The organism is Massilia cavernae (assembly GCF_003590855.1).
Classification (GTDB): Bacteria; Pseudomonadota; Gammaproteobacteria; order Burkholderiales; family Burkholderiaceae_D; genus Telluria_A; species Telluria_A cavernae.
The window spans coordinates 39,651-57,360 of sequence record NZ_QYUP01000122.1 but is presented as its reverse complement, the minus strand read 5'-3'; the positions used below and the strand labels follow the sequence as shown (position 1 = coordinate 57,360).

14 protein-coding genes are annotated in these 17,710 nt (G+C 64.8%); 8 read left to right on the top strand and 6 right to left on the bottom strand.

Annotated features, from left to right (window positions below; translation table 11 throughout):
* The first annotated feature begins 15 nt into the window (after positions 1-15).
* The 6 genes from benA to D3872_RS15575 all read left to right on the top strand — a co-directional run bounded on the left by benA (position 16) and on the right by D3872_RS15575 (position 5,752).
* The gene (gene benA, locus D3872_RS15600) at positions 16-1,374 is read left to right on the top strand and encodes a benzoate 1,2-dioxygenase large subunit (protein ID WP_119811663.1); all 1,359 of its coding nucleotides are present in this window, start codon (positions 16-18) and stop codon (positions 1,372-1,374) included.
* Positions 1,371-1,862, top strand: a complete 492-nt coding sequence (benB, locus tag D3872_RS15595; protein ID WP_119811662.1) for a benzoate 1,2-dioxygenase small subunit — start codon at positions 1,371-1,373, stop codon at positions 1,860-1,862. Before benA ends, benB begins: the two co-directional genes overlap by 4 nt.
* Positions 1,863-1,884: 22 nt before the next feature.
* The gene (gene benC / locus D3872_RS15590) at positions 1,885-2,898 is read left to right on the top strand and encodes a benzoate 1,2-dioxygenase electron transfer component BenC (RefSeq protein ID WP_119811661.1); all 1,014 of its coding nucleotides are present in this window, start codon (positions 1,885-1,887) and stop codon (positions 2,896-2,898) included.
* The gene (locus D3872_RS15585; protein ID WP_119811660.1) at positions 2,895-3,680 is read left to right on the top strand and encodes a 1,6-dihydroxycyclohexa-2,4-diene-1-carboxylate dehydrogenase; all 786 of its coding nucleotides are present in this window, start codon (positions 2,895-2,897) and stop codon (positions 3,678-3,680) included. The genes benC and D3872_RS15585 overlap by 4 nt, the downstream gene beginning before the upstream one ends.
* An 8-nt stretch (positions 3,681-3,688) precedes the next feature.
* Positions 3,689-4,471 (top strand): 3-oxoadipate enol-lactonase, encoded by a 783-nt coding sequence (gene pcaD, locus D3872_RS15580; protein ID WP_119811659.1) that lies wholly within the window; start codon positions 3,689-3,691, stop codon positions 4,469-4,471.
* 75 nt (positions 4,472-4,546) lie between these two features.
* Positions 4,547-5,752 (top strand): family 1 glycosylhydrolase, encoded by a 1,206-nt coding sequence (locus D3872_RS15575; protein WP_119811693.1) that lies wholly within the window; start codon positions 4,547-4,549, stop codon positions 5,750-5,752.
* On the opposite strand, the gene D3872_RS15570 is transcribed toward D3872_RS15575, so the two are convergent.
* From D3872_RS15570 to D3872_RS25290, 4 genes are all read right to left on the bottom strand, one after another.
* Positions 5,749-6,117: a PAS domain-containing protein gene (locus D3872_RS15570; RefSeq protein ID WP_147373900.1), complete on the bottom strand. Its 369-nt coding sequence runs from the start codon at positions 6,115-6,117 to the stop codon at positions 5,749-5,751. The two genes, D3872_RS15575 and D3872_RS15570, sit on opposite strands and share 4 nt — an antisense overlap.
* A gap of 163 nt (positions 6,118-6,280) precedes the next feature.
* A complete protein-coding gene (locus D3872_RS15565; protein ID WP_182915821.1) occupies positions 6,281-7,840 on the bottom strand; it encodes an EAL domain-containing protein in 1,560 nt (519 codons plus the stop codon).
* Between the two features lie 23 nt (positions 7,841-7,863).
* On the bottom strand, positions 7,864-8,202 hold the full coding sequence (locus tag D3872_RS15560) for a hypothetical protein (protein WP_119811656.1): 339 nt from the start codon (positions 8,200-8,202) through the stop codon (positions 7,864-7,866).
* A 159-nt stretch (positions 8,203-8,361) separates the two neighbouring features.
* The gene (locus D3872_RS25290) at positions 8,362-9,921 is read right to left on the bottom strand and encodes an EAL domain-containing protein (RefSeq protein ID WP_182915820.1); all 1,560 of its coding nucleotides are present in this window, start codon (positions 9,919-9,921) and stop codon (positions 8,362-8,364) included.
* Positions 9,922-10,110: 189 nt separating this feature from the next.
* On the opposite strand from D3872_RS25290, the gene D3872_RS15545 reads away from it, so the two are divergent.
* Positions 10,111-12,756: a sensor domain-containing protein gene (locus D3872_RS15545; protein WP_182915819.1), complete on the top strand. Its 2,646-nt coding sequence runs from the start codon at positions 10,111-10,113 to the stop codon at positions 12,754-12,756.
* Between the two features lie 32 nt (positions 12,757-12,788).
* Here the strand turns inward: D3872_RS15545 and D3872_RS15540 are convergent, their stop codons facing one another.
* A complete protein-coding gene (locus tag D3872_RS15540) occupies positions 12,789-13,685 on the bottom strand; it encodes a PilZ domain-containing protein (RefSeq protein WP_119811654.1) in 897 nt (298 codons plus the stop codon).
* Between the two features lie 268 nt (positions 13,686-13,953).
* On the opposite strand from D3872_RS15540, the gene D3872_RS15535 reads away from it, so the two are divergent.
* Positions 13,954-17,247, top strand: coding sequence for an amidohydrolase family protein (locus D3872_RS15535; protein ID WP_119811653.1), 3,294 nt, complete (start codon positions 13,954-13,956; stop codon positions 17,245-17,247).
* A gap of 67 nt (positions 17,248-17,314) precedes the next feature.
* Here the strand turns inward: D3872_RS15535 and D3872_RS15530 are convergent, their stop codons facing one another.
* Positions 17,315-17,527: a DUF3606 domain-containing protein gene (locus D3872_RS15530; protein ID WP_119811652.1), complete on the bottom strand. Its 213-nt coding sequence runs from the start codon at positions 17,525-17,527 to the stop codon at positions 17,315-17,317.
* Between the last annotated feature and the right edge of the window lie 183 nt (positions 17,528-17,710).

Sequence of the window (17,710 nt, the reverse complement as noted above, 5' to 3'; positions counted from 1 at the left end):
GAAGGAGGAGACAGCATGATTCCGATCAAGAATGGCAACGCCGCCAGCGTCGACAAGCTGCTGGTGGAAAACCATGAAACGGGTGACCACCGCGTGCACCGCAGTGCGTTCACCGACGAAGGCCTGTTCGAACTGGAGATGAAGCATATCTTCGAGGGTAACTGGATCTACCTGGCTCACGAGAGCCAGGTCCCGAACAACAACGACTACTACACCACCCATATCGGCCGCCAGCCGGTGTTCATCGCGCGCAACCGCCAGGGCGAGCTGAACGCCTTTATCAATGCCTGCAGCCACCGTGGCGCCACCCTGGCCCGCCACAAGCGCGGCAACAAGGCGACCTACACCTGCCCGTTCCACGGCTGGACCTTCAACAACAGCGGCAAGCTGCTGAAGGTGAAGGACCCGGAAGACGCAGGCTACCCGGAGTGCTTCAACAAGGAAGGCTCGCACGACTTGAAGAAAGTGGCGCGCTTCGAAAGCTACCGCGGCTTCCTGTTCGGCAGCGTTAATCCGGACGTGCTGCCGCTGGCCGAGTTCCTGGGCGAGGCCGCCCGGATCATCGACATGATCGTCGACCAGTCGGCCGATGGCCTGGAAGTGCTGCGCGGCGCATCGACCTATACCTTCGAGGGCAACTGGAAGCTGCAGGCCGAGAACGGCGCCGACGGCTACCACGTCTCGGCGGTGCACTGGAACTATGCGGCCACCACCAATGCGCGCAAGCAGCGCGAGGCGACGCCGGACCAGATCCGCGCGATGGACGCGGGCAAGTGGGGCAAACAGGGCGGCGGCTTCTATGCCTTCGACCATGGCCACCTGCTGTTGTGGACCAAGTGGGCCAATCCTCAGGACCGGCCGAACTATCCGAAGCGCGAGGAATTCGCCGGCAAGTTCGGCGCGGCCACCGCCGACTGGATGATCGAGAACTCGCGCAACCTGTGCCTGTACCCGAACGTCTACCTGATGGACCAGTTCGGATCGCAGATCCGCGTGCTGCGCCCGATCTCGGTCAACAAGACCGAAGTGACCATCTACTGCATCGCGCCCAAGGGCGAGGCGCCGGAAGCGCGTTCGCGCCGGATCCGCCAGTACGAGGACTTCTTCAACGTCAGCGGCATGGCGACGCCCGACGACCTGGAAGAATTCCGCGCCTGCCAGGAAGGCTACGCCGGCGCAGCGCTCGAATGGAACGACATGTGCCGCGGCGCGACCCACTGGATCGACGGCGCGGACGAAGAGGCGGCGCGCATCGGCCTCAAGCCTGCGATGAGCGGCGTGAAGACCGAAGACGAAGGCCTGTACACGATCCAGCACCGCTACTGGCGCGACGTGATGAAGAAGGCACTGGAACAGGAAGGGAAGCAAGCATGAGCACCATCGATATCGGCACGGTCAGCCAGTTCCTGTACCGCGAAGCGCGCCTGCTCGACGACGAGCAGTGGGACGAGTGGCTCGAGTGCTACGACCCGGAGGCGGTCTACTGGATGCCTTCGTGGGACGACGACGACACGCTGATCGACAACCCGGAGCGCGAGATCTCGCTGATCTACTATCCGAACCGCCAGGGCCTGGAAGACCGCGTATTCCGCATCAAGACCGAGCGTTCGTCGGCCACCATGCCGAGCACCCGCACCAGCCACAACCTGTCGAACATCGAAATCGAGAAGGTCGAAGGCCAGGTATGCACCGTGCGCTACAACTGGCTGACCATGAGCCACCGCTACAAGACCGACTACAGCCATTTCGGCATGGCGCGCTGCGTGATCGATTTTTCCGGCGGCTCGCCGCGCATCCTGAACAAGTACATCGTTCTCAAGAACGACTACATCCATCAGGTCATCGACATTTACCACATCTGAGTTTGCACGCGCAGGAGTTGCCATGAATTTTACTATCGCCCTTCAGTTCGAAGACGGCGCCACCCGTTTCATCGAGTGCGCGCCCACCGAGACCGTATCGGATGCCGCCTACCGGCAGAAGATCAACATCCCGCTGGACTGCCGCGACGGCGCCTGCGGCACCTGCCGCGGCCTGTGCGAGCTGGGCGAAGTTGACATGCCGGCGTCGAGCTACATCGACGACGCGCTGACGCCGGACGAGGCGGCCAAAGGCTACATCCTGGCGTGCCAGGCGCGCCCGCGTTCGGACCTGGTGATCCAGGTGCCGGCGTCGTCCGCCTCGTGCAAGACCGGATCAAGCAGCCACGCCGGCACGATCGCCGCCGTCGAGCGCCTGTCCGAGTCGACCATCGCGTTCTCGGTCGAGCTGGAACAGCCGGTCGGCTTCCTGCCGGGGCAGTACGTCAAGGTGGGCATTCCCGGCACCGACCTGACGCGCGCCTATTCATTCAGCTCGCCGCCGGGCAGCCGCCAGGCCGCCTTCGTGGTGCGCAATGTGCCTGACGGGCGCATGAGCAGCTGGCTGACCGGCGCTGCCGCGCCCGGCCAGGCGATCGGCATGACCGGCCCTTACGGCAGCTTCTACCTGCGCGATGTGGTGCGCCCGACGCTGTTCCTGGCCGGCGGCACCGGCATCGCGCCCTTCCTGTCGATGCTCGAAGCGCTGGCCGTCCAGGGCAGCGCGCATCCGGTGCGGCTGGTGTTCGGCGTGACCAACGACCATGACCTGGTCGCGCTCGACCAGCTCGACGCGCTGGCGCAGCGGCTGCCATGGTTCGAGTACCGTACCTGCGTCGCCGTCAGCGACAGCGCCCACGAACGCAAGGGCTATGTGACGGCGCACATCGAGCCCGAATGGCTGAACGGCGGCGACGTCGACGTGTACCTGTGCGGCCCGGTGCCGATGGTCGAAGCGGTACGCAGCTGGCTCGACAGCTCAGGCCAGCCGCCACGCAACTTCCACTATGAAAAATTCTCAGCGAGTGTCGACGCATGAACACCACCCAGCGCTTCCACAATAAAGTCATGATCGTCACCGGCGCCGCCCAGGGCATCGGCGAAGGCGTCGCCATCGCCGCCGCCCAGGAAGGCGCGCAGCTGGTGCTGGCCGACCGTTCCCCGCTGCTGCATGAGGTGACGGCGCGCATCGCCGCCGCCGGCGGCGCCGTGCTGCCGGTGATCGCCGACCTGGAAACCTATGCCGGCGCAAAGCAGGTGGTGCAGGCCGCGCTGAACCAGTACGGCCGGGCCGACATCCTGGTCAACAATGTGGGCGGCACCATCTGGGCCAAGCCCTACCAGGCGTACGAGGAAGAGCAGATCGAGGCCGAGATCCGCCGTTCGCTGTTCCCCACGCTGTGGTGCTGCCACGCGGTGCTGGCGCCGATGATCGAACGCAGGCACGGCGTGATCGTCAACGTGTCGTCGATCGCGACGCGCAGCATCCACCGCATCCCGTATGCGGCGGCCAAGGGCGGCGTGAACGCCATCACCGCCAGCCTGGCGCTGGAACATGCGGCCGACGGCATCCGCGTCAACGCGGTGGCGACCGGCGGCACCAATGCGCCGCCGCGCAAGGTGCCGCGCAATCCAACGCCGCTCAGCGGGCAGGAGCAGGAGTGGTACCAGGCCATCGTCGACCAGACGCTCGCCTCGACCCTGATGGGGCGCTACGGCGAGATCGAGGACCAGGTACGGGCCATCCTGTTCCTGGCCAGCGATGAGGCGCGCTACATCACCGGTTCGGTGCTGCCGGTGGCCGGCGGCGACCAGGGTTAGGAGCAGGCATGCCACAGATGACACTGGACGGCGCAAGCATCCACTTCCGGCTCGACGGCCCGGCGACGGCGCCGGTGCTGCTGCTGTCGAATTCCCTCGGCACCACGCTCGACATGTGGGAGCCGCAGGTGGCGGCGTTCGCCGCCCACTTCAGGGTGCTGCGCTACGATACGCGCGGCCACGGCGGGTCCACGGCCGGCGCGGGGCCGTATTCGGTCGCCCAGCTCGGCGGCGATGTGGTACAGCTGCTGGACCATCTCGGCATCGAACGCGCCCACTTGTGCGGCTTGTCCATGGGCGGGATCACGGCAATGTGGCTCGCGCTGAACCATCCTGGGCGGGTAGGCCGGCTGGTGCTCAGCAATACGGCGGCGTGGATCGGTCCCGCATCCAACTGGACCGAGCGGGCGGAGCGGGTCCAGCAGGAAGGCATGGCGCCGATCGCGGCCGCCGTGGTGTCGCGCTGGCTGACGCCCGGATATGCCGCGGAACAGCCGGAACAGGTTGAAGCGCTGCAGGCGATGCTGCGTGCCACGCCAAGGGCAGGGTACGTCGCCAACTGCATCGCGGTGCGGGACAACGACCTGCGCGGCGAAGTCGCCGGCATCCGGGCGCGGACGCTGGTGATCGCAGGCAGCGGCGACATTCCCACGCCTCCGGCCGACGGCCGTTTCCTGGCAAACACCATTCCCGATTGCCGCTACGTGGAACTCGACGCCGCCCATTTGTCGAACCAGGAACAGCCGGACAAGTTCAATGCGGCGGTGCTGGAGTTTCTCGCCGGCGCCTGAGAGCGATCCGGTGCGCCACCGTTGCCGCAGCAGGCATAGACTTTGTCGCAAGTCATCCTGCACGACACGAGCGCCATGCAACCTTTTCTTTTTGCAACCGGAATCGAGAACAGCTACCCCGTTATCGCGCTGGCGGATGGCAGCCGCCGGCGCGTGGACGAGATGGAAAAGACGGGCCACTACGCCCGCTGGCGCGAAGACCTCGGCCTTGTCGACCAGCTCGGCATTGGCGTCCTGCGCTACGGCCCGCCGTATTACCGCACCCACCTCGGTCCCGGCCGGTACGACTGGGACTTTGCCGACCAGGCGTTCGGCGAGATCGAACGGCTGGGCATCACGCCAATCGTGGACCTGTGCCATTTCGGCGTGCCCGACTGGCTGGGCGACTTCCAGAACCCCGATTTCCCCCGATATTTCGCCGAGTACGCCGAAGCGTTCGCGCGCCGCTTTCCCTGGGTGACGCTGTACACCCCGGTCAACGAGATGTACGTGGCGGCCAATTTCTCCGCGCGCCTGGGCTTGTGGAACGAATGCCTGCGTTCCGACAGGGCGTTCGTCACCGCCACCACGCACCTGGTCAAGGCGAACATCCTGGCCAGCGAGGCGATCCTGAAAGTCCAGCCCTACAGCAAATTCATCCAGAGCGAGTCCTCCGAGTACTTCCACGCGGCCGAACCGGCGGCAATGCGGCTCACGGCGCACATGAACGAACTGCGTTTCCTGGCGCTCGACCTGAACTACGGCCACGACGTGTGCGGAACCATGTACGAATTCCTGATGGATAACGGCATGTCACGCGAGGACTATCATTTCTTCCTCGACCGGAATGTCAAGGACTTCTCGATCATGGGCAACGACTACTACGCGACCAACGAACGCATCGTCTACCCGGACGGCAACATGTTCGTCTGCGAGATGTTCGGCTACTACGTCATCACCAAGCAGTACTACGACCGCTACGGCCTGCCCGTGATGCACACCGAGACCAATAACCGCGCCGACGGCCGCGACGAAAAGGATTCGCGTATCTGGCTCGAACAACAGTGGGCCAACGTGGTGCGCCTGAAGCAGGATGGCGTACCCATCGTCGGATTCACGTGGTACAGCCTGGTCGACCAGGTCGACTGGGATTCCGCGCTGACCGGGGACAACGGCAACGTCAACCGCTACGGCCTGTTCGACCTGGACCGGAAAATCCGGCCCGTGGGCGAGGCCTACCGCACGCTGATCGAGACCTGGTCGGGCCAGGTCAACAGCGGCCTGATGTGCCTGCGCCGTTAGGCATGCAGGCGCAAATTGCTCTGCACCATATCCGTGAGCGAGCCCTGCGACAGCGCCGCGCTGAAATAGAAGCCCTGCATCTGGTCGCAGTCGTGGTCGCGCAGGCAGGTGACGACGATGGCGTTGACGCTGGAATAGATCGCGCGTTCGCGCACCAGAAGCCCCATCTCGGCTTCCTTGCGCGCCGAGATGTCGAGTCCGGTACCGAACACGCAGGGGATGCTGCCCAGGCTGGTTCGCGCGCAAGTGAACAGGAAAGGGGTGCGCTTGCCGCTTTTCCCGATGAGCACAGCCTCATGGCTGGACGGCTTTTCACATGCCTTGTTCCAGCTCGTGATCGTGGCTCCGGGATCGACGATGAACACCGCAATCGGCAACGGAGAGAGCTACACTTCATCCTCCAGGCTGTCCACCCTTGCCGCCCGGGCGGGCGCGCAGGGGAGCCGGGATTTATCATACCCCGGCGGCGCCGATGCAAGCGCGGTGCACGTTCGTGCAGAACACAGCACGGTGCGGCGGGCGCCCCGCTTAGTGCCGGGCCAGGTAGTCGTCCAGGTCGGCGCCGGTCATCGGGCGTCCGTATAGGAAGCCCTGGGCGTAGTGGACCCCGTTTTCCAGCAGGAAGGTTGCCTGTGCCTCGGTCTCGACGCCTTCGGCCACCATCTTCAGGTCGAGCGACTTGCCCATCTCGATAATGTAGTACACCACCTTGCTGGTGGCCGCTTCCGAGCCGATGGTGTCGACGAAGGACTTGTCGATCTTCACGCAGTCCACCGCCAGCTGGGTCAGGTAGGACAGGCTGGAGTAGCCGGTGCCGAAGTCGTCGATGGCCATCATCAGGCCCATGGCGCGCAGGTCGCGGATGACACTGCTGGACAGGTCGAAATCGATCAGCGCGCGCTCGGTCGCCTCCAGCATCAGGTTGTGCGGCTGGATGGCGGTACGCGAAAACAGCAAGGCCAGACGGTCGACGATGAGCTTGTTCTGCAGGTCGATCGCGCCCAGGTTGACGCCGATCAGCAGGTCGGGATAGGCCGCCAGCAGGCGCGGCAGCTCGCGCTCGACCAGGTCGATCACCGTGGCCGTCAGGGTGGCGATCTGCCTGCTGCTTTCCGCCACCGGGATGAACACGTCCGGCATCAGCACACTGCCATCCTCGCGGCGCCAGCGCACCAGCGCCTCGGCGCCGATGCACTTGCCGGTGCGCAAGTCGATCACCGGCTGGTACACCAGGAAAAACTCTTCCCGCTTCAGCGAGGTGCGCAGGATGGCGGCCAGCGAACCCTGGTGCTGGATCAGGACGCTCACCGCCCACGCCAGCGACACGCCGGCCAGCAACCCGACCGGCAGCACTTTCATGGACAGCTCGTTCGAGCGGGCGTCGAGATAACGTACCGGGATCGCGGCGACCGCGGTCACGTCGATGTCTTCCGAGCGGCGCTGGCCGATGACGTACTGGCCGTCGAAAGTCTTGGCAGCGCCGCCGCGGGGCAGGGCGCGGAACCATGAGCTGGCGTAGACGCCGCGGGTCAGGACGGTGCCGCCGGTGTTGTTGCTGACTAGCGATATTGAGACATCGCGGTTGTCAAGGAAGACGTCCATCGGCGTGCTGCCGTGGATCACGGCGGCGTAGCCGCTTATCTCGGCGACGATAAACCGCACGCCGGGCGCCAGCGGCAGCGCCACGCTGGTGCGGATCCGCGCCCCCTTGGCGGTGACAAACTCAACCGGGCCGAGCGGCACCGGCGGCATGTGCCGTCCCAGCGACGAGCACACCAGGCCGGTGCCCTCGACCCGTCCGACCAGCCGCAGGTGGGTGGAGCCGATTGCCACCTCGCGCATGCGCGCGATGTGCTCGTCGGCGCACGGATCCGGCGCCGGCGTGGCGGTCAGCTTGTTGATGGCGGAAACGGATTGATGGCTGACTTCGTTGGTCCGGCGGATCACCTCGTCAGCGATCGACAGCGCGCTGTCCATTTCCTTGTTGAGGCTTTGCCTGCCCGAAAAATGCAAAGCCGCGATGACAGGCGCGCCGATCGCAGCACCTCCCAGTGCGGATGCCAGTGCTATCCATCCAGTTCGATTCACGTGAACCTCGTCTCGTGCGATGCTCATACTGTACCGCATATTGCCGGGGCCGCGTGTCCGTCAACACCGTCCGTGTCGAAGGCGTCGAGGATCGCGCGCGCGATGCACGGCCAGTCCTTCTCGTCGAAAAAGCGTTTCACCTCGACCTGGGGCAGCTCCTCGCTCGACATTTCGAGCGCGCCTTCGAGTTGCCTGTTCCACAGCAGCAAATGGCCGCTCTGGTCGATCACGTAGAACACGCAGATGATGTCGGCTACCGGCAAGTCCTGGATCAGGGCGTAGCGCTGCGGCTCCGGGCGGCCGGCGAGAATGATGATGACGCTGGAGGAAGTGGGCTCCGGGATCGACGATGAACACCGCAATCGGCAACGGAGAGAGCTTCACTTGATCCTCCAGGCTTTCCACCCCTTGCCGCCCGGGCTGGCACGCAGGGGAACCGGGATTTATCATACCCCGGCGCGGCCGATGCAAGCGCCGTGCACGTTGGTGCAGGACACAGCGCGATGCGGCGGGCGCTCCGCTTAGTGCCGGGCCAGGTAATCTTCCAGGTCGGCGCCCGTCATCGGGCGCCCGTACAGGAAGCCCTGCGCGTAGTGGACCCCGTTTTCCAGCAGGAAGGTCGCCTGTGCCTCGGTCTCGACGCCTTCGGCCACCATCTTCAGGTCGAGCGACTTGCCCATCTCGATAATGTAGTACACCACCTTGCTGGTGGCCGCTTCCGAGCCGATGGTGTCGACGAAGGACTTGTCGATTTTCAGGCAGTCCACCGCCAGCTGGGTCAGGTAGGACAGGCTGGAGTAGCCGGTGCCGAAGTCGTCGATGGCCATCATCAGGCCCATGGCGCGCAGGTCGCGGATGACACTGCTGGACAGGTCGAAATCGATCAGCGCGCGCTCGGTCGCCTCCAGCATCAGGTTGTGCGGCTGGATGGCGGTACGCGAAAACAGCAAGGCCAGACGGTCGACGATGAGCTTGTTCTGCAGGTCGACCGCGCCCAGGTTGACGCCGATCAGCAGGTCGGGATAGGCCGCCAGCAGGCGCGGCAGCTCGCGCTCGACCAGGTCGATCACCGTGGCCGTCAGGGTGGCGATCTGCCTGCTGCTTTCCGCCACCGGGATGAACACGTCCGGCATCAGCACACTGCCATCCTCGCGGCGCCAGCGCACCAGCGCCTCGGCGCCGATGCACTTGCCGGTGCGCAAGTCGATCACCGGCTGGTACACCAGGAAAAACTCTTCCCGCTTCAGCGAGGAGCGCAGGATGGAGGCGAGCGAACCCTGGTGCTGGATCAGGACGCTCACCGCCCACGCCAGCGACACGCCGGCCAGCAGCCCGACCGGCAGCACTTTCATGGACAATTCGTTCGAGCGGGCGTCGAGGTAACGTACCGGGATCGCGGCGACCGCGGTCACGTCGAATTCTTCCGAGCGGCGCAGTCCGATCACGTACTGGCCGTCGAAAGTCTTGGCGGCGCCGCCGCTGGGCAGGGCGCGGAACCATGAGCTGGCGTAGGCGCCGTGGGTCAGGATGGTGCGGCCCGAGCTGTTGCTGACCAACGATACCGAGATATCGCGGTTGTTCAGGAAGACGTCCATCGGCGTGCTGCTGTGGATCACGGCGGCGTAGCCGTTTTTCTCGGCGATGAGAAACCGCACGCCGGGCGCCAGCGGCAGCGTCACGTTGATGCGGACCCGCGCGCCCTTGGCGGTGACATAGTCGATCGGGCCGAGCGGAACCGGCGGCATATGGCGTCCCGCCGACGAGCACACCAGGCTGTCGCCCTCGACCCGTCCGACCAGCCGCAGGTAGGTGGAGCCGATTGCCACCGCGCGCATGCGCGCGATGCGCTCGTCGGAGCACGGATCCGGCGCCGGCGCGGCGGTCAGCCTGTCGATGGCGGAAGTGGTTTGATGGATGACCTCGTTGGTCCGGCGGATCACCTCGTCGGCGATCGCCAGCGCGCTGTCCATTTCCTTGTCGAGGCTTTGCCGGTTGGACAGGTGCAGCGCCGCGACGACAGGCGCGCCAATTGCCGCGCCGCCCAGTGCGGACGCCAGTGCTATCCATCCGGTTCGATTCACGTGAACCTCGTCTCGTGCGGTATTCAGACTGTACCGCATTTTGCCGGGGCCGCGCGTTCCGCAACACCGCCCCCAACGGCAAGGGTGCGGATGCATTCCCGGGTAGAACGCCCTGAAACGTTGGGCTACAATGGAGGCACACCCAGCACGGCGCAGCCCATCCAACCGCAGACAGACAGGTTCCAGGCCATGGAGCAGACCGACAGCGAACCGGAGCAGGACCCTCCCAACGATCCCGCGGCGGAAGCCGCGCGCCCTGCGAACCCTGCCGCGCCCCCGGCCGGGCCGGCGCCGCCGGTCCCCGACGCCGTCTGCGCGATCGCCTACGTCAACGCCTCGGACGTGGTGTTCCACCTGGCCGTGGAAGGCGAGGACACCTACCGCTTCGCCAATGTGAACCCGGCGTTCTACCGCGCCACGGCGCTGTCGCCCGGCCAGGTGCTGGGCAGGCTGGTGCAGGAAGTGATCCCCGAGCCCTCTTGCACGCTGGTGCTGCAGCACTACCGCGAGGCAATCGCATCGCGCCAGACCCGGCGCTGGGAAGAATGCACCGATTATCCGGCCGGCCAGAAGGCCGGGCTGGTGTCGGTGACGCCCGTGTTCGACGGCCACGGCAGGTGTACCGACCTGGTCGGCACAGTGAACGACATCACCGATGTCATGAACCGCGAGCGCCAGCTGATGCAGGCCCACCGCGAGCTGGAAAAGTCGTTCGGCGAACTGAGCCGCCTGTCGGACGAACTGACCAGGAACGACGAGCGGCTCAACTTCGCGCTGGAAGGCACCGGCGAGGGCGTGTGGGACTGGCGCCCGTCGGTGGGCAGGATGTTCTACTCGCCTCAGTGGAAGCGCATCATCGGCCTTGCCGAGGAGATCAACAGCGACGATCCGGAGCTATGGCTAAGCCGCGTCCATCCCGACGACGTCCAGGAAGTGCTGCGCAAGGTGGCTCTGTGCATGGATCCGGCCCGCAACGTCTGCACCCACGAATACCGACTGCGCCGCGAACCGGACGACTGGATCTGGGTGCGCATGTCGGGCACCGTGGTCGAACGCAACGAGGCCTCGGTTCCGGAGCGTATCGTCGGCACCATCGTCGACATCACCGAACAGGTGCGCCTGCGCCAGAAGCTGGAGGCCAGCCACGAGCTGCTGGCCCAGCTGGCCCAGCATGTGCCGGGCGTGTTCTTCGAGCTTCAACTGGGACCGGATGGCAAGACCACCTGTCCCTTCATCAGCGCGGTCGCCAACGAGCTGTTCGAACTGTCGCCCGCCGCGATCCAGGCCGATACCGAGCGCCTGGCCGAGCGCATCCAGCCGCAGGACCGGATGCGCGCGCGGCGCGCCTTCCTGAAGTCGGCGGCCAGCCTCGAACCCTGGCACATGGAACTGCGCGTGGGCCTGCCGGACAAGGGGCTGCGCTGGATCGAGGTCAGCGCCACCCCGACGCGGCGCCCGGACAAGTCGACCGTATGGCACGGTTTTGCCCACGACATCACGCGCCGCAAGAACGCCGAGCTGACCATTACCCAGTTCAACGAAACGCTGGAGCGGCGCGCCCACTATGACGCGCTGACCGGCCTGCCCAACCGCGCGCTATTCCGCGACCGCCTCGAGCACGGCATGCGCCAGGCCGAGGCGGCCAGCGGGACCCTGGCGCTGCTGTTCATCGACCTCGACCGCTTCAAGGAAGTCAACGACATGCTCGGCCACGACGCCGGCGACGCGCTGCTGATCGAGGCGGCCCAGCGCATCGAACGCTGCCTGGGCCCGGGCGACACGGTGGCGCGGCTGGGCGGCGACGAGTTCACCGTGATCATCGTCGAGGCGGGCGAACTGGAGCACGTCGAGCAGACCGCCCAGCGCATCCTCGACACGCTGGCGATGCCGTTCGAGATCGGCGTCGAGCCGATGTACGTGTCCGGAAGCATCGGCATCGCGCGCTACCCGATCGACGCCAAGGGGCCGGAAGACCTGATGCGCATCGCCGACCATGCGATGTACCGCTCGAAAGCGGCGGGACGCAATCAGCTCACCTTCTTCGAAAGCGACATGCAGGTGGCGGCCATGCAGCGCCTCAAGCTGATCAGCGACCTGCGCGGCGCCCAGGCCGACGGCCAGCTCGAGCTGTACTTCCAGCCGATCGTCGAGCTCGACACGGGACGGGTGGTCAAGGCGGAAGCGCTGCTGCGCTGGCGCCGGGCGGGAGAAGGGCTGGTGATGCCGGCCGAGTTCGTCAAGATCGCCGAGGAATGCGGGATGATCCACGACATCGGCAACTGGGTGTTCACCACCGCCGCGCTGTGGTCGAAGCGCTGGAGCGAGCTGACCGGCAGCACCTTCCAGATCAGCATCAACAAGTCGCCGGTGCAGTTCGAGCGCCACCACCGCACCATGGACTGGATCGACCACCTGCGCAAGCTGGGCGTGCCGCCCAGCTCGATCAGCGTCGAGATCACCGAGGGCGTGCTGCTGAACCTGTCCGAGAACGTGTTCGCCAAGCTGTACGAGCTGCGCGAGGGCGGGGTCGAGGTCGCCATCGACGACTTCGGCACCGGCTATTCGTCGATGAGCTACCTGAAGCGGCTGGACATCGACTACCTGAAGATCGACCAGTCCTTCGTGGCCGAGATGCTGCACGACCCCACCACCAGCACCATCACCGATACCATCATCGTGATGGGCCACAAGCTGGGATTGAAGGTGATCGCGGAAGGCGTCGAAACGGCTGCCCAGCGCGACTGGCTGGCCGCGCGCCAGTGCGACTACGCCCAGGGCTTCCTGTTCGCCGCGCCGATGCCGCCGGAAGAATTCGAGCGCATGCTGCTTGGATAGGCGCGACGCGCTGCGGCGGGCGATTTCCTGCGTCAGGCGTCCGCCAGCTGCGCGTAGATGAACGCTTTGAGCGCCTGTGCCACGTCCTCGCCCATGGGCTCGGCAAATTCGATCCCGTAGCGCATTTGCTGGGTCAGGTTTCCTTTGACGGTGCGGATTATGCCCGGCACCGAAATAAGCTGGGGCTCGCCGCCGGTCCCGGCGTCGAATTCCAGGGTTAATTGCCGCCCGGAGTGGCCGAGCAGGAAACCGGTCTCGATCGCGCATCCGGAATCGGATAAATTGGTAATCAGTCCAGGCAGTTTGCAGCCTTCTTCCATAATGACCGATGCGGAAAGGCGGGCATTCACCCGCAGCGCCTGGCGGAATACCTTGGTGACCACCTTTTGCGGATAGCGCAGGAATAAATGACTATGTGGCACTGCTGCGTACCATAATAATGTCGTTTTAAACATGCACAAGGTCCGGCCGAACAATACCTGGACGGTAATCGGCATGCCTTCGAAATTCTTCCATTTCATTTCGTCGCCGAGGCCGAGCACGGGCGCGGACACGATGACCGACGACATCGGCATGCGCCCATAGAAGTCGGCGGTCACGGTGCGTGGCTTGTCCTCGGCGGGGAGCTTGAAGGTCAGCACGACGGTTTCCGCATTTTGCCGGAAGTATTTGAGCGGGTCCTCGGAACGCGATGCGATTTTCGCCGCGAGATTATCGGTGTCCACCGACAGAGAGGGGCGGCCACGGTCGGAAGCGGAGCCGATTCGCATGGGCGCCGCCATCATCAGGCGTTCTTGAACCAAATCATTTGCAACGACGAATCCCGCCGGCGCCAGTAAATCGCCCGAGGCGAGAAGTACCGGCCAGGGTAATGGACTACCGACCGGGATATCGCTCGCAAACAAATAGACCAGCTGGGTTTCTGCCATTGGAATCCAGGTTGTTGACGACTAATTAACTAACTAAAATATAACATTAAAGTCCATAATTCAACAAGCATCCGAAAGGGGCCAGGCGATTATCTTGCGAATCGGTGATTGGCAGTCAATACACAGTGCCGGTACGTACGCAAGAACGCCTCATTGTTACGGCTTTTTCGGCATATGCATCCGGCATTGCTCGATTTTCGTTCCCGTACGGCAGTAGAATGTGGATCGGCAAAACTTGCCGCCATAAAAAACGAGTACAGGGAGTCATATGTTTACATTGCGCGCAGCCGCCATCGCTGCATTCATCGCTTCGTCCGTATCGGCCGTGGCCGCGGACACCGCCGCCGACGACAAGAAGAAATGGGACGTCAACAATCCGCCCGGCGCGGCGGGCAAGGTCAACATCGACACGCGCACCGGCACCTGGATGAGCGTGGACGTCAGCCCTGACGGCAAGAACATCGTGTTCGACCTGCTCGGCGACCTGTACCTGCTGCCGATCACGGGCGGCGAAGCCAAACCATTGACCCACTCGATGGCCTGGGAAATGCAGGCGCGCTTCTCGCCGGACGGCAAGCAACTGGCCTACATGTCGGACGCCGCGGGCGGCGACAACATCTGGGTGATGAATGTCGATGGCAGCGGCGCGCGTGAAGTCAGCAAGGAAAAATTCCGCCTGCTGAACAATCCTGTGTGGCATCCGAACGGCAAGTTCATCGCGGCGCGCAAGCACTACTCCGGCACCCGCTCGCTCGGTTCCGGCGAACTGTGGATGTTCCACGTGCAGGGCGGCGGCGGCGTCCAGCTCAACGAGAAGCCGAACTGGCAGAAGGACCTGGGCGAGCCGGCGTTCTCGCCGGACGGCCGCTACATTTACTACTCGCAGGACACCACGCCTGGCACCGTGTTCGAGTACAACAAGAATTCCAACGACGAGATCTACCAGATCTTCCGCCGCGACCTGCGCGACGAGAAGACCAAGCCTTTCGTCAGCGGTCCCGGCGGCGCGGTGCGCCCGACTCCTTCGCCTGACGGCAAGTACCTGGCCTTCGTGCGCCGCGTGCGCAACCAGTCGACCCTGTTCCTGAAGGACCTCGCGAGCGGCAAGGAAACCCCGGTTTGGGGCGAACTCGAGCGCGACATGCAGGAAGCCTGGGCGATCCACGGCGTCTATCCCTCGTTCGGCTGGATGCCGGACAGTAAAGAGATCGTGGTCTGGGCCAAGGGCAAGATCTGGCGGGTCGACCCGTTCACCAAGGCAGCGAAGGAAATCGCCTTCCACGTCAAGGACACCCGCGACATCCGCGAGGCGGTCCGCTTCCAGCACAGCGTCGCGCCGGAAAGCTTCGACGTGCGCCAGCTGCGCTGGACCAATGTTTCGCCGAAGGGCAATAAGGTCGTCTATTCGGCGCTGGGCCATCTCTACGCGCGCGACCTGCCGAACGGCGAGCCGAAGCGCCTGACCAAACAGAGCAGCCATTTCGAGTACTTCCCGACATTCTCGCGCGACGGCCAGCGCGTCGTGTTCACCACCTGGGACGACGAGAAGCAGGGTTCGGTCCGCACGATCGACCTGAAGAGCGGCAAGGAAACCGTGCTGACCACATCGCCGGGCAAGTACACCGAGCCGGTGTTTTCGCCGGACGGCAAGGACGTGGTCTTCGTCAAGGGCCAGGGCCGCTCCCTGACCTCGCCATGGAACGGCCTCGATACCGGCGTCTACAAGGTGGCGGCGGACGGCAAGGGCAAGCCCGCGCTGATCACCGACGAAGGCCGTGCGCCGCAGTTCGCCGGCGACAGCAGCCATGTCTACGTGACGCGCGTGTCGAAGTCGAACGAAGTCGATTCGATGACCTCGCTGGTACGCATCCAGCTCGACAAGTACCAGGAGCATGCGGTCGCCAAAGGCGAATTCGTGACCAATTTCGCGGTGTCGCCGGACGGCGCCTGGCTGGCCTACGGCGAACGTTTCCATACCTGGGTGACGCCGCTGCCGCTGGCCGGCAAGGCCGTCGTCATCGGCGAAAAGACCGAGTCGCTGCCGGTGCGCCAGCTCGACGTCGATGCCGGCGACTACCTGCACTGGAATGGCGACAGCAGCGCGCTGCACTTCTCGCTGGGCGACCAGCTGTTCACGCGCGAGCTGAAGCTGGCGTTCGCGCCGAGCGACACTGACGCCAAGAAGGAAAAGCTGCGCGCCGACGCGGTGAAGCAGCAGCCGGGCGTGAAGATCGGCTTCCAGGCCAAGGCGGCAATTCCGCGCGGCACGGTGGTGATCGACGGCGCCCTCATCGTGACGATGAAGGGCGACGAAGTGATCGACAACGGCCGCATCGTCATCAAGGACAACCGCATCGCCGCCGTCGGCAAGGCATCCGATGTGGCGGCGCCTGCCGGCGCCACCCGCGTCGACGCTTCGGGCAAGACCATCATCCCGGGCCTGGTCGACGCGCACTGGCACGGCGCGATGGGCGAAGACGGCATCGTGCCGCAGCAAAGCTGGGTCGACTACGCCGGCCTCGCATTCGGCGTGACCACGGTGCACGACCCGTCCAACGATACCGGCACCATCTTCACGCACAGCGAGATGCAGCGCACCGGCCAGGTGGTCGCCCCGCGCATCTACTCGACCGGCACCATCCTGTACGGCGCCAAGGGTAACTTCGCCGCGCCGGTGGACAGCCTGGACGACGCGCTGACCCACGTGCGCCGCCTGAAGGCCGGTGGCGCGATCAGCGTCAAGAGCTACAACCAGCCGCGCCGCGAACAGCGCCAGCAGATCCTCGAAGCTGCGCGCCAGACCGGCATGATGGTGGTGCCTGAAGGCGGCTCGCTGTTCCAGGCCAACATGTCGATGGTGGTCGACGGCCATACCGGCGTGGAGCACTCGATCCCGGTCGAGAAAGCCTACGACGACGTCAAGCAGCTGTGGTCGCAGACCAGGGTAGGCTACACGCCGACGCTGGTGGTGTCCTACGGCGGCCTCGATGGGGAGCACTACTGGTACGCACGCAGCGACGTGTGGAAGCACCCGCTGCTGTCGCGCTACGTGCCGAAGTCGGTGCTCGAACCGCGCAGCGTGCGCCGCGAAACCGCACCGGAGGAAGACTTCAACGTGTTCAAGGTGGCGCGCACCGCGACCGAACTGCAGCGCTCCGGCGTGCCGGTCAATATCGGCGCCCACGGGCAACGCGAAGGACTGGGCGCGCACTGGGAAATGTGGTCGCTGGCCGGCGGCGGCATGACCCCGCTCGAAGCGATCCGCTCGGCGACCATCAACGGCGCCCGCTACCTGGGTCTGGACAAGGACGTCGGTTCGCTCGAACCGGGCAAGCTGGCCGACCTGGCGATCATCGACGGCGACGTGGTCGCGGACATCCGCAAGTCGGACCGCGTGACGCACGTGATGATCGGCGGCCGCCTGTATGAGACCGCGACCATGAACGAAGTAGGCGCGACGCCGAAGGCGCGCAAGCAGTTCTTCTTCGAAGGCGTGGAGGGCGCCAGCGTGCCGGTTCAAACCGAGAGCCACAGCCACGGCCACGGCAGCGGCCAGCACTAGGCGCAGGCGCTTGAGCGCAAAAAAACCCGGACGTGAGCAGCGTCCGGGTTTTTTTTCGCCCCAGGGCCTACGGTGGTATTCCGTCGAAGCGGGGCGGACGGTTTTCCTCGGCCAGGCGGCGTTTGATGTCGAGTACGCCGGGGCCGACCTTTTCGATCAGTTCGGCAAGGTGCGGCCGCGACACGCCCAGTTCGCGCGACCAGTAGGCCAGCTCCGACTCGACGTTGACGTTGATGCGGTCATAGTCCTGGGGACCGGGTTCCAGCGGATTGTCGGACACGATGGACTCTCCTGTTGAGTAAGGGAAAGGCGCGGCGCGCCGTTGCGGCAAGCATGCCACGTGCCTGCCCATGCTTCCGTTAGGTGGCGCACATAATGTTGTAAATACCTTGGCAAAACTGCACTTTTTGATGTCAAATGCTTTTTGAACAAGGTATTATTATTTTCCGGCCGTGCGGCCGCG